This window comes from Mesorhizobium delmotii (genome assembly GCF_900149755.1).
In the GTDB taxonomy this organism is placed as follows: domain Bacteria; phylum Pseudomonadota; class Alphaproteobacteria; order Rhizobiales; family Rhizobiaceae; genus Mesorhizobium; species Mesorhizobium delmotii.
This window is the reverse complement of the sequence record NZ_FUIG01000028.1, coordinates 22,307-35,000: the sequence shown is the minus strand read 5'-3', so window position 1 is coordinate 35,000 and position 12,694 is coordinate 22,307. Positions and strand designations below refer to the sequence as shown.

General features: G+C 60.6%; 13 protein-coding genes. All 13 read left to right on the top strand.

What is annotated here, in order from left to right; genetic code table 11:
• Nucleotides 1-5 precede the first annotated feature (5 nt).
• Nucleotides 6-845 carry a type III secretion system inner membrane ring lipoprotein SctJ gene (sctJ, locus tag BQ8482_RS18715; protein ID WP_342210963.1) on the top strand — a complete coding sequence of 280 codons (840 nt, stop codon included), beginning with the start codon at nucleotides 6-8 and terminating at the stop codon, nucleotides 843-845.
• Between the two features lie 47 nt (nucleotides 846-892).
• Nucleotides 893-1,465 carry a SctK family type III secretion system sorting platform protein gene (locus tag BQ8482_RS18710; protein WP_165848623.1) on the top strand — a complete coding sequence of 191 codons (573 nt, stop codon included), beginning with the start codon at nucleotides 893-895 and terminating at the stop codon, nucleotides 1,463-1,465.
• Between the two features lie 5 nt (nucleotides 1,466-1,470).
• Nucleotides 1,471-2,091: a type III secretion system stator protein SctL gene (gene sctL, locus BQ8482_RS18705; RefSeq protein WP_123148996.1), complete on the top strand. Its 621-nt coding sequence runs from the start codon at nucleotides 1,471-1,473 to the stop codon at nucleotides 2,089-2,091.
• Nucleotides 2,088-3,446, top strand: coding sequence for a FliI/YscN family ATPase (locus tag BQ8482_RS18700; RefSeq protein WP_123148995.1), 1,359 nt, complete (start codon nucleotides 2,088-2,090; stop codon nucleotides 3,444-3,446). Before sctL ends, BQ8482_RS18700 begins: the two co-directional genes overlap by 4 nt.
• Nucleotides 3,433-3,921: a hypothetical protein gene (locus BQ8482_RS18695; RefSeq protein WP_133254788.1), complete on the top strand. Its 489-nt coding sequence runs from the start codon at nucleotides 3,433-3,435 to the stop codon at nucleotides 3,919-3,921. The genes BQ8482_RS18700 and BQ8482_RS18695 overlap by 14 nt, the downstream gene beginning before the upstream one ends.
• A gap of 151 nt (nucleotides 3,922-4,072) precedes the next feature.
• Entirely contained in the window at nucleotides 4,073-5,047 is a 975-nt protein-coding gene (gene sctQ / locus BQ8482_RS18690) for a type III secretion system cytoplasmic ring protein SctQ (protein ID WP_165848622.1), read from the top strand.
• Nucleotides 5,040-5,693 carry a type III secretion system export apparatus subunit SctR gene (sctR, locus tag BQ8482_RS18685; protein WP_065006906.1) on the top strand — a complete coding sequence of 218 codons (654 nt, stop codon included), beginning with the start codon at nucleotides 5,040-5,042 and terminating at the stop codon, nucleotides 5,691-5,693. The genes sctQ and sctR overlap by 8 nt, the downstream gene beginning before the upstream one ends.
• A gap of 18 nt (nucleotides 5,694-5,711) precedes the next feature.
• Entirely contained in the window at nucleotides 5,712-5,981 is a 270-nt protein-coding gene (locus tag BQ8482_RS18680) for an EscS/YscS/HrcS family type III secretion system export apparatus protein (protein ID WP_095491786.1), read from the top strand.
• A gap of 8 nt (nucleotides 5,982-5,989) precedes the next feature.
• Complete coding sequence (gene sctT, locus BQ8482_RS18675; RefSeq protein WP_123148992.1) at nucleotides 5,990-6,802, top strand: type III secretion system export apparatus subunit SctT; 813 nt, start codon at nucleotides 5,990-5,992, stop codon at nucleotides 6,800-6,802.
• Between the two features lie 185 nt (nucleotides 6,803-6,987).
• Nucleotides 6,988-7,809 carry a D-glutamate cyclase family protein gene (locus tag BQ8482_RS18670; RefSeq protein ID WP_123148991.1) on the top strand — a complete coding sequence of 274 codons (822 nt, stop codon included), beginning with the start codon at nucleotides 6,988-6,990 and terminating at the stop codon, nucleotides 7,807-7,809.
• A gap of 266 nt (nucleotides 7,810-8,075) precedes the next feature.
• Nucleotides 8,076-9,467 (top strand): endo-1,3-1,4-beta-glycanase EglC, encoded by a 1,392-nt coding sequence (gene eglC, locus BQ8482_RS18660; protein WP_123148989.1) that lies wholly within the window; start codon nucleotides 8,076-8,078, stop codon nucleotides 9,465-9,467.
• 91 nt (nucleotides 9,468-9,558) lie between these two features.
• Nucleotides 9,559-11,313, top strand: a complete 1,755-nt coding sequence (locus BQ8482_RS18655; protein WP_425294111.1) for a type I secretion system permease/ATPase — start codon at nucleotides 9,559-9,561, stop codon at nucleotides 11,311-11,313.
• On the top strand, nucleotides 11,313-12,623 hold the full coding sequence (locus BQ8482_RS18650) for an HlyD family type I secretion periplasmic adaptor subunit (RefSeq protein WP_123148988.1): 1,311 nt from the start codon (nucleotides 11,313-11,315) through the stop codon (nucleotides 12,621-12,623). The genes BQ8482_RS18655 and BQ8482_RS18650 overlap by 1 nt, the downstream gene beginning before the upstream one ends.
• The last annotated feature ends 71 nt before the right edge of the window (nucleotides 12,624-12,694 follow it).

Here is a 12,694-nt window from a genome sequence, read left to right as displayed (position 1 = left end):
ACGGAGTGTTCGTGCACACGATATCCTTGCCGCGGCGGTCAACGCTATTGAATCGATGCGGCGTCCGGTACCGCGTCGCGCTCGTCGTGGTGAGCATGCTTGTGCTCCAGGCGTGCTCGGTTGAGTTGTATTCCAACCTCAACCAGCGGCAGGCCAACGAGATCGTGGCCACGCTGATGCGTCATGGGATCCCGGCCCAACGCGAGGCGGGCAAGGACGGCAAAATGACGGTTTCCGTACAGAAGGACCGTTTCGCCGAAGCCATGGCTATTCTCGACGAAAGCGGGTTGCCCAAACAGGAATTCCAGACGCTCGGCGACGTGTTCAAGCGAGACGGGCTTGTATCCTCGCCGGTCGAAGAGCGGGCGACGATGATCTATGGCCTGAGCCAGGAGCTGTCGCAGACGATTTCGGACATCGACGGCGTGCTTTCCGCGCGCGTTCATCTCGTCCTGCCCGAAAACGATCCGCTGAGACAGCGGCTGGTCCCGTCGTCCGCCTCCGTTTTCATCCGGCATCGCGCATCCGTTCCGATGAATGAGCTGATCCCGCAGGTCAAGATGCTGGTGGCCAAAGGCATCGCCGGGCTGACTTATGACAATGTATCCGTCACGCTCATTCCGGTGACCGCGGCAGTTCCCGAGCACGCAACCGGCGAGCCAGGTTTCACAACGTTCCTCGGCCTCTGGCTGCATCCCGACAGCGTCGCCGCCGCGATGTGGCTGTTTTACGGCATGACGGCGGCACTATTGGCGCTGGCTGCCCGCTTGGCTTACGTCCAGTGGTATCGACGACCCGGCGTTTATGTGCTCGACGCTTCGGCAATGCCGGTGAAGAAGACATGATCCAGACCGGCTCGAAGCAAACCGCCAGCCCGGAATGGCAGACATTCATGTCCAATCCCGCAGGCTATGCGGATGCGGCCCGGCTGGCGCAGTGCTTTGACGGCACGATCGGCGAGGCTGCCTGCGAGCGTATGTTGCGGTCGCAGCGCCTGCATGAGCGATTGTCAGTGCTTCTGCTCGACCGTTACGGCCTCAGCGGCGCCGTCTCCAGCGAACCAGCCGACGAGATAGACCGGGCGATTGCTTTGTCGTCGGGAGAGGAGTTGGAGGACCTTGCGCTTCGCGCCGGCGCGATCCACTGGGCCGGCAGTCTGGCCGCCGTCATCGATGGACGCCAAGCCGCCGCGCTGCAGGCAGCACTCGGCGCGGAAATCTGTGCTTTCGCAGTCGCCAACCGCGATCTGGCCGGTGCAATGCAGCCGTTGGAGCCCCTGGAGGACATTCATCGTCGTGTCCATGCCGACGGCCTGCGTTGCCTTGGCGCCTGGTGTCAGGCGATGCCAGGCGAAACGAGCATGCGGGTCCGCCTCAAGCTGATGCCGCATGCGCTTGTTGACCAGCCGACAGCCGAACCATTTGCCGAAGCTGGTCCGGCGATTGTTCGACGGGCGATGGGTTAGGCGAGATGGTCGAACCAGGCAAAGCGACCACTACCGTGCCGAGGCGCCCCGTCGCCCGCATCCTGCGCGCTGCCGAGGCACGCGCCTGGCAGGATGGGCACGCTTTTCTCGACGAAGCCAGGCGTGATGCGCAGCAGTTGCGTGACGCCGCTCGGCGAGCCTATGCGGCCGAATATGCGCAGGGTTATGAAGATGGCAAGGCGCAAGGCGCCGCGGATGCCGCGCGTTTGGTTGGCGAGACCGCGGTCAAGGTCGATCGCTATCTCGGTGGACTGGAAGCCGAAATCGTCAATCTAGCTCTCGATGTCGTCAGGCGCGTGCTGGGAGAATTCGACGCGAGCATGCTGGTCGCCAAGGCGGCCGCGCAGGCCGTCACTGAAATTCGCCGCGCCAAATATCTGAAGGTCCGAGTTCATCCTGCTTCCGTCAACAGGGTTCGCGACGAACTGAACGCGGCCCTGCGCGAGAGTGACTTGGGCATGACGGTCGAGATCGACGCGGACGATACGCTGGCGACGGGCGCCTGCATCCTCTTGACCGACATTGCCGTCATCGACGCCAGCATCGAGGCACAGCTCGATGCCATTGCCGCTGCGATTTCATCAAAGGCCGAGGCGGCGGCATGACAAGTCCCGCCACCAAGCTCGAGAGCCGCCTTGCATCGATCGTTCCGAACCTGCGTTCCGGCCTGCGTGAGGATGCCAGCCGGCCCAGGAAAGGGCGTGTACGGCGGGTCACCGGCACGGTCATTCACGCGACGGTGGAGGAGGTTCGGATCGGCGAGATCTGCGAACTCCTCGATCCCAGGACCGGCACGGCGACCAAGGCGGAAGTCGTCGGGCTCATGGACGAGATGGCGATCCTTGTTCCGCTTGGCGATCTCACCGGCCTTTCAAGCCTCACGGAGGTCATTGCGACCGGAAAGACCCAAACGGTGCCCGTCGGGCCCGGCCTGCTTGGTCGGGTGATCAGCGCGTTCGGCGAGCCATTGGATGGCAAGCCGCTTTCGCCGGATGGCATTGCCGGCAGCTATCCCGTCAACGCCTATCCGCCGTCGCCGCTGGAGCGCAGTTTGATTTCCGAGCCTATCCAGCTCGGAATCCGCGCCCTCGATGGGCTTCTCACCTGCGCGCGTGGGCAGCGCGTCGGTATCTTCGGCGAGCCTGGCGTCGGCAAGTCGATCCTGCTTTCGGATATCGTCAGCGGCACCGACGCAGATGTTGCCGTGGTTGCGCTTGTCGGCGAACGCGGACGTGAGGTGCGCGAATTCATCGAGCATCAGCTCGGGCCGGAAGGGCTGGCGCGGGCAATCATCGTCGTCGCGACGTCCGACCGGCCGGCGATCGAGCGCGTCAAGGCCGCTTATGTGGCAACCAGCATTGCCGAATATTTTCGCGACCAGGGCAAGCATGTGTTGCTGGCAATGGACAACATCACGCGGTTTGCCCGTGCGCAGCGCGAGATTGGCCTCGCTTCAGGCGAGCCGCCGACGCGTCGCGGTTTTCCGTCTTCGCTTTTTGCAGTTCTGCCCCGATTGCTCGAGCGCTCAGGGCCTGGCCGCGTCGGCTCCATTACAAGCCTCTACAGCGTTCTTCTGGAGGGCGATGGCACGCTGGATCCGGTTGCCGAAGAAATCCAGGCGCTTCTCGACGGCCACGTCTTTCTGTCGAACGAGCTTGCGCAGCGCAATCATTTCCCGGCCATCGACGTGCTGCGCAGCCGCAGTCGCCTCATGGACACGGTGGTGCCGGCTGAGCATCGGTCGGACGCCGGCCGCTTACGGGAGTTGCTCGCCCGCTACGCCGACGTCGAATTGCTGCTGCGCGTCGGCGAATACGAAAAGGGCAGCGATGCGGTGGCGGACGAGGCGGTGGCGAAGATCGACACCATCAACGCCTTCCTGCGACAGCCGTCCGCCACCCACGAAACAATCGAGCAGACACGCGAACGCATGCGGGGGATCGTCAATGAAAGATCGTGACATGATCGCACGATTGCGCGACCTCAGGCGCCACGGTGAACAGCGCGCAAACGAAGCGGTCTTAAGGAGATACGCCGCTGCGCAGCGGGCCGCCGGGGCGGTTCGGGAGGCAGCCGCCGCGGTCAGCGAACACCTCCAGCACACAGCCGACGCTGAGGATGCAGCATTCGGTTCGCTTGTTGGACAACCGGTGAAGGCCGCCAGCCTTTACCGGCTTCAGGGACAGTTCGAGAACGCCGCCAGGCAAACCGAGCAGCTCCGGGAAAACCAGAAGATGGCCGGCGTCACCGAGCAACGACGCAAAACGGAGTTATCGGCCGCCCGCAACGATCATCGCGCCAGCATGAAGGCGGTGACGAAGCTGGACGGGCTGTTGCAGCATCTGACCAAACGCACTGCGCGTCGCAGCCTGGCGCTTGCCGAGCTTTCCGAGGAAGACGAGCGCAGTCCACTGCGCTTGCCCACAGAACGATAGTCCAATCCGTGATCGTGAATATGGAAGTGTGATGCCTCAGGCCTTGGCGTCGGCAAAAAAGAAAGCGCGCGCAGAACCGGTCAGACGCACACCCTCGAGCGTTGGCGAGCCGCTGACATTGGAATCTGTTGCGGCTGGGGAGGTTGAGGCATTGAACGCCTTCTACCGCCGTCGTGCTCCCGCGCAGATCACGATTGCCGGGAAAACCATGGCGCTCGCGGCCGTCTGGCCGGCACCGAACCCTGTGGACCAGCAGTTGTGCACGATTGCGTTCACAGTCGCAGACACGGCGGGCAAATTGCGCTTGCCGTTATCTGTTGTCGAACGAGGTCTTGCCAAGGCTGACGAGTTGATCGACGTGAAACGACTGGCACCCGCTCATGCCGCACTGCTGTTGGAATCCGAATTCGAAGAAGATCTCGAATGGATCGAGAGCAAGCTGGGCGAGACGATCGCCATCACGTCGGTCGAAACAAAAGATACCGGTTTGAACGAAACCGCGTTGGCTTTCGCACTGAGCGGCAAGGACGAAACCATAGGTTGCGCCTTGCACACCGACAGCGTCGATCTGGCGGTGCGGGCCGGGGGCTTTCTCGACGCGATCGGCAAAGCGAGACCCCCGCTTCCTGCGGAATTCCCGTTGCCGGTCTGCCTTTGGCGCTACGCACTTACAATCAGCCATGGTGATCTCAAAAGCTTGCAACCTGGCGATGTAGTGCTTTTCGATGACGAAGAGGAAGAGGCGGCATTGGTCATTGCCGAGCGCCTTTATGCCCCGGCCGTGCTGACTGCCAGCGGGCCGCAACTGCTTGCCGCGCCGACTGCAATCGCTGGATCGAAATGGGAGTGGACCATGAATCAGAACACGCCGCCGCACGCCGACCAGACACTGGAAGAGGCAACTCTGGACCAACTGCCGGTTGCGCTTGCCTTCGAGCTCGGCCGCACGGCAATGCCTCTCGGCGAGGTAAGGCAGCTTGCGCCCGGTGCTATCGTTCCGCTCGCCAATGTGACGAAGGAGACGGTCGACATTATCGCCAATGGCAAACGCGTCGGCCATGGCGAGATCGTGCGGATTGGGGAGAGCCTGGGCGTGCGGGTCGCCCGCATGTTCGACAATGCTTGACAATTCGCCCAACCTGCTTGGGATTCTGATTGCCGTCGGCTTCGTCGGTTTGCTGCCGCTGGCAGTCGTCACCATGACCGGGTTCCTGAAAATCTCGGTCGTGCTGTTCCTCATCCGCAATGCGCTCGGCGTCCAGCAGATGCCGCCCAATCTGGTGCTCTACGGCATAGCGCTCGTGCTCACGGTCTATGTCACGACGCCATTGCTGAGCGAAATGACGGGGCGGCTTCAGGAAGGGCAGGTTCAGTTCCAGACTACAGACGACCTCGCCAGGGCGGCGCAACTGGTCAGGGAACCATTACAGCAGCACCTCATCAAATTCACGCAGCCGGAAGAGCGGCAGTTCTTTCTCGACGGAACAAACCGCCTGTGGCCGGAACAGGCACGCCAGAATCTGAAAGACGACGATCTTTCGATACTTGTTCCTGCCTTTGTCGCGTCCGAGCTTACGCGCGCGTTTGAAATCGGCTTTCTGCTTTATCTTCCCTTCCTCATCATCGACATCGTTGTTGCGAACATCCTGATGACGCTCGGCATGATCATGGTCTCGCCGGTCCTCATTTCGATCCCGCTGAAACTGTTCCTTTTCGTCGCCATAGATGGCTGGTCGCGGCTGATGCACGGCCTCATCCTGAGTTACGTCTGACGCCGCTAGGAGGTTTGCATGAGCAATGACTTCATCCTGGCGAAGGTCCAAAGCGCGCTTCTGACAGTGCTTTTCGCGTCGGGCCCAGCGATCATCGCGGCGATGGCCGTCGGCATCCTTGTCGGGCTTGCCCAGGCGCTGACGCAAATTCAGGACCAGTCCCTGCCGCAGACGATTAAGCTCGTCGTGATCCTGCTGGTCATCATCGTCTTCGGTCCGCTGCTTGGCCAGCAGATCGCCGAGCAGGCCTCAACGGCGCTGGACGAATTCCCCGTCGTCACGCGTTGAGGACGCAGATGCCGGTCGAACCATTCTTCGCGTCGGTCAAAGAGCTTCAGTTCTATCTTTTGGCCGGAGCTTTCGCGCTCGCACGCATGACCGGATTCATGCTCCTGATGCCGCTCTTTTCGCGTGTGCCGCTATCGGGCCTTTTGCGCAACGGCGTTGCTCTGGCGCTGGCGGTTCCGGTCTTTCCGATGATCGTGAACAAGCTGACGAACACTGACATCGCGACGACGATGATCGTCGTGTACATGCTCAAGGAGGTCGTGGTCGGGGTAACGCTCGGGCTGGCGATGGGCATACCGTTCTGGGCAGCCGAGGCTGCCGGCGATATCCTGGACCTGCAGCGCGGCTCCACCATGGGGACTCTGATCGATCCGATGATGACCCATGAGACGAGTGCCACCGGCACCTTGCTCGCCGTCATCATGGTCACGATCTACCTGGCTGCCGGCGGCCTCGAACTTTCCTTGACCAGTCTCTACGACAGCTATGGCCTGTGGCCGATCGACCAACTTCTGCCTGTGTTCAGCAAGGATGCAGCCGGCATCTTTCTCGATCTGCTGAACCGCATTCTGATGATGGCATTGACCCTCGTTTTTCCGCTCATCATCAGCATGCTCTTGTCCGACATTGTACTGGCCTTCTTGGCGCGCGCCTCACCGCACCTGAATGTTTTTGCGCTTTCGCTGATCGTGAAGACGCTGGTGTTTAGCCTCGTCTTTGTACTCTATGCCGCTTTCCTGCTCTTCTACATGAACCGAGACCTTGGCTTCCTGCACGAGGCAGGCCGACAGATAGAAGCGATCGGCTGCCGCAGCTGTTAATGACAACAGGAAGATTTGGGACAACAGGAAGGTTCGCGCAAGCGTCGGTCGTAAGAAGAAGCAATCGTTGGCCGGCCAATAAATACAATTTATCGTTGAGGAAAGATTCTGACAATTTGACAAGCAGCCGAGCCGCCAACGATCTTACGCCCTCCCGACTTGTCTCTGAAACGCGCTCGGAAGCAATGGCTCGCCTGACCACTTCACCGATCTTCGAGGACCTCCGACTGGTCGATGCGGACAGGCTGCGCAGGCTTGTCAGAATGGGCGCCTATGAGGGGCACACAGGGGGGCTGGCGCACGGCAAGCTCCAGGCCAATGTTGTGATTGTGCCCCGCAGCTTTGCCAGCGATTTCCACCAGTTCTGCATCCGCAACCCGAAACCCTGTCCATTGGTCGGCGTGAATCGCGCCGGCAGCCCATTGATCCCGGCGCTGGGCGACATCGACATCCGCACCGATGCCCCCCAGTACAACATCTATCATTTCGGCGAGCTGACCCGTCAGAGGACGGACATCATCGACCTGTGGCAGGATGATTTTGCCGCTTTCGCGCTCGGCAGTTCGCTGACCGTCGAGGCTGCACTTGCCGAAAAGAAACTGAGCCGCATCGGCTGCGGCAAGGCCTCACCCAAGTTTCGAACCAGGATCCAGACGTGTCGCGTCGGACCGTTTGGTGGCGAAATGGTCGTCTCGATGCGTCCGATAAGCCGTTGCGATGTCGACAGGGTTCGCGCCGTCACCGCACGCTTCCCGCATGCCCACGGCTCTCCCGTCCATGTCGGAGATCCCACGGTCATCGGAATTGCCGACTTGATGGCTCCCGACTGGGGCGATGCGGTGAAAATCATGGACGGGGAGGTTCCTGTTTTCTGGGCCAGCAGCATCACCGCACAGGATGCACTTGCTCGTGCCGAACCCGCGACCTCGATCACGGTATCGCCGGGGCACATGCTGATCACCGATGTGGCTGCACGAGCCGATGCGGGCGCTTTCAAAGTCTACTAGCAGTTCTTCATCACCGGTCAGCGGTAATGCTATTCGAGATGCGAAATGCGGTGAGGGTCGGTCTCGATCTGCCTCACCACATCTTCGATCATGTTGCAGTGGCCCAACCTTATGCACTCGAGGCAGTGAAGCTCCCCAGCAAGTGCTCCCACTACGTGATAACCATTCGGTAACCTTCCGAACTGGAAAGTGAAAAAGTACTGGCTCCTTTTGCCCTCGATAGCTGTTAGGCTGACATCGGGACAAAACAAGGAGAAAAGACCGGGATGGCCACGGTATTGAACGCCAAGGGCGTTCCACTTCCCTACAGCGGCTCCTCCGTGAAGTGGTATTCGGCGACGAGTTCCAGCTCAACACTGTATGGCAGCACATACAACGACTCGATGTATGGCGACGGCAACGTCACCGTCACGATGCGTGGCGGCAAGGGCGATGACATTTATTATCTGTATGCCTCGAAAAACAAGGCGGTTGAGCTTTCCGGCGAGGGCGTGGACACCATCTCGACCTGGATGAGCTACAAGCTCCCAGCCAATTTCGAGAACCTGACTGTCACCGGCGACAAACGCTATGCTTTCGGCAACGAGCTGAACAACATCGTTACCGGCGGCTCCGGCCAACAGACGCTCGACGGCTTGCAGGGCGATGACGTGCTCAAGGGCGGATCCGGGGCGGACATTTTCGTCGTCAACCCCGGCAACGGCAGTGATCTGATCCTGGACCTTGGCGCGACGGATACCGTTCGCGTCGGGAGCTACGGCTTCACCTCCTTCGAGGAGGTGCGCGCCAACATGGTCCAGTCGGGTGCCAACGTCCGACTAAATCTGTCCGACGACGAGTTTCTCGTCTTCGCCAACAAGACCATCGGCGATTTCACCGCAAGCCAGTTCAAGCTGGCCGTGGACAGGTCGGCTCTGGAACTCACCTTTTCGGACGAGTTCGACACGCTGGACCTGTGGAACGGCTCGAGCGGCACCTGGGATTCGAACTACTGGTGGGGGGCCGCGAACGGCAGCACGCTCACGACCACAAACGATCTTCAATGGTACATCGATACCGACTACGCCCCGACACGGTCCGTCAATCCGTTCAGCATTGAGGACGGTGTTCTCACGATTACCGCCGCCCGGGCTCCTGAGGCGATCCGGCCCTATATAAATAATTACCAATACACGTCAGGTTTGCTGACGACCTACGAATCCTTCGCGCAGACCTACGGCTATTTTGAGATTCGGGCCGATATGCCCGAAAAACAAGGTGCATGGCCGGCCTTCTGGCTTCTCCCGGAGGACGGCTCCTGGCCACCGGAACTGGACGTCATAGAGATGTTCGGTCAGGATCCAAACAAGCTCATTCTGACAGGCCACTCGAACGCGACGGGAACTCATACAACAGTGGGCTCGACTGCCTATACCTCGGATACCGGAGGGTTCCACACATACGGCGTGCTTTGGACAGAAGACGAACTCGTCTGGTATTTCGACGACGTCGAAGTCGCTCGTGCCGCAACGCCTGCCGACATGCATGACCCGATGTATATGCTGGTGAATATGGGGATTGGTGGCCAAGCGGGAGCGCCCGCCGACGGGCTTGCGACGCCTGCGGAAATGCAGATCGACTACATCCATGCCTATGCGTTGCAAGATTGGATTATCTAACATTTGACAGATGGGCTCGGCACCGACACGTTCGTCATCAGGCCTGATTTCGGGCGCGGTCATTGCTGCCTGAGACCGAACTGGAACTGATTTGAAGCCGACGTCGCATCCCATTCCACCTGAACCGCCGCGGACGACACTCGCGGCGGTTCTGGCCGCGTTTCGGCGAGCGTTGGCAGGAATTGCATTGATGAGCGGCGTCGTCAATGTTCTGGCGCTGACCGGCTCGTTCTTCATGCTGCAGGTCTACGATCGCGTCATACCCGGCCGCAGCGTGCCGACGCTCGTCGGGCTTGCCGTGTTTGCCGGCACGCTTTTCGTCTTTCAGGGCGTTCTCGAACTCATTCGGTCGCGTTTGCTGGTGCGCATCGGCATGGCGCTGGACGCGCGCTTGAGCGGACAGGTCTATGCCGCCCTCATGCGTTTGCCGCTGCGCACCAAGCTCGCAGGCGACGGCCTTCAATCCTTGCGTGATCTTGACCAGGTGCGATCGTTCATGTCGAGCGCCGGTCCGACCGCGCTTTTCGACCTGCCATGGATGCCGCTCTATCTCGCAATCTGCTTCCTGTTCCATTTCTGGATCGGCATGACGGCGCTGGCCGGCGTGGTCATTCTCTTCAGCCTGGCATTGCTTGCCGAAATTCGCACGAGAGAGCCCGCCAGAAAGGCAAACAGTCAAGCGGCGGCGCGCAATACACTTGCCGAAGCGACGCGTCGCAATGTCGAGGTTCTGCAGGCCATGGGCTTTGGCTCACGCATCGCCGAGCGCTGGTCCAGCGTCAACGCCGATTATCTAAGCACGAACGCGAAAGCCAGTGACCTGGCTGGGACGCTCGGAACGATCTCGAAGATCCTGCGCATGATGCTGCAATCCGGCATCTTGGCGATCGGCGCGTATCTCGTCATCCATCAGGAAGCCACAGGCGGCATCATGATCGCCAGTTCGATCATGATGAGCCGGGCACTCGCACCAATCGAACTGGCCATCGCGCACTGGAGGGGTTTCGTCACCGCCCGCCAGTCATGGGCCCGCTTGACCCAGCTTTTGGTCCTGCTTCCCGAAACTGCGACAAGTGTCTCGCTGCCTGCGCCGAAATCTGCTCTTTCGGTCGAAAGTATCAGTGTCACGCCGCCGGGGGAGCGTCGTATGGTCGTGCAAGACGCCACCTTTGCATTGGAAAAGGGCGTCGGCCTCGGCATTGTCGGGCCGAGCGCTTCCGGCAAGTCATCGCTCGTGCGCGCGATTGCCGGCATATGGCTCCCAGTTCGTGGAACGGTCAGGCTGGATGGCGCAACGCTCGACCAGTGGTCGCCGGAAGAGCTGGGCAAGCATGTCGGCTATCTCCCGCAGGATGTGCAATTGTTCGACGGCACTATTGCCGAGAATATCGCGCGCTTCGAACCGCAAGCGCCCTCGGACAACATACTGGCGGCCGCGCGCGCGGCCGGCGTTCATGATCTCGTCATCCATCTGCCGGAAGGCTACGAGACGCGGGTCGGCGAGGCCGGGTCGGCACTTTCGGCCGGCCAGAGGCAGCGGGTTGCACTTGCACGGGCGCTCTATGGCGATCCGTTCCTCGTCATTCTCGACGAGCCCAATTCCAATCTCGATTCGGAGGGTGAGGCTGCACTGACGGTGGCGATCCAAGGCGTGCGCGCGCGAGGCGGTATTGCCATTGTGGTCGCACACCGGCCGAGCGCGCTGGCAAGCCTGGATCAGGTTCTTGTGATGGCGAACGGCCGGATCCAGGCCTTTGGCCCGAAGAATGAGATATTGAACAAGATAACTCGCCCAGCAGGCGTTCCTCTGAAGGTCGTCTCTGGCCCTGAGGAACCTGCATCCTGATGGCAGAACGCACTGCATCCGCGCTTGACCGGACCATTCGGCGCTATCTGCTTGGTGGGGTCGCAGCTTGCATACTTCTGATTGGTGGGGCCGGAAGCTTGGCCGCCGTCACCGAGATTTCCGGGGCCGTGATTGCTTCAGGAAAGCTGGTCGTCGATTCCAGCGTTAAGAAGGTGCAGCATCCGACGGGTGGCGTTGTCGGTCAAATCTTCGTCCGGGAAGGCGATGCCGTGAAGGCGGGCCAGGTTTTGATCCGCCTCGATGAGACGATCACCCGGGCCAATTTGGCGATCGTCACGAAGAGCCTGGACGAATTCGAGGCGCGCCTGGCTCGCCTTGAGGCCGAGCGCGACGGCAAAGGAAGCATCATCTTTCCAGCTTCGCTTGTGTCACGGCAGGATGCCCCTGAGATTGGTCGGGCGATGGCCGGCGAGCAATCTCTGTTCGAATTTCGCCGACAGGCACGCGCTGGTCAGAAGGCTCAGTTGGAAGAGCGTATTGCGCAGCTTGCCGAAGAAGTTTCCGGCTTGACCGAGCAAAGAGATGCCAAGAGCCAGGAAATCAAGTTGATCGGCTTTGAGCTCGAAGGCATGCGCAGCCTTTGGCAACGCAAGCTGGTTTCAATCGACCGCATAACTGCGCTTGAACGCGATGCCGTGCGGCTCAAAGGTGAGCACGGGCAACTGACCGCGGCGATGGCGCAATCGAAGGGGCGTACGTCGGAAATCCGTTTGCAGATCATTCAGATCGACCAGGATTTGCGCAGCGAGGTGGCGACCGAACTGCGTGACGTCCAGGCAAAGATCTCTGAATCAGTCGAGCGCAAGGTCTCGGCCGAAGATCAGCTCAAGCGGATCGATATACGCAGTCCGCAGACCGGCGTCGTTCATCAGCTTGGCGTGCACACGGTCGGTGGCGTTATTTCTCCGGGCGAGCTCATCATGCTGATAGTCCCTGTGACAGACGACCTGACCGTCGAGGCGCGCGTGGCACCCCAAGACATCGATCAATTGACGTCAGGGCAAAGCGCGACGCTGCGGCTGTCGGCATTCAATCAGCAAACAACGCCGGAACTGAATGGTGCCGTCAGCAAGATTTCCGCCGACCTCAATGTCGATGAGAAAACAGGCGCTGGCTTTTACACCGTGCATGTTGTTTTACCGCGCACAGAGCTTACCAGGGTCAAGGGCCTGGCCCTGGCGCCTGGAATGCCTGTCGAGGTGTTCTTTTCGACCGGCAGCCGCACCATGCTGTCCTATCTCGTGAAACCTTTGGCGAACCAAATCCAACGGGCATTCAGGGAAGAATAGGCCGCGTCTCCGGGCGAGCCGACGAGCTGGACTCCGGAACAACGACGCGATTTTGCCGTTTCGCCTGAAAC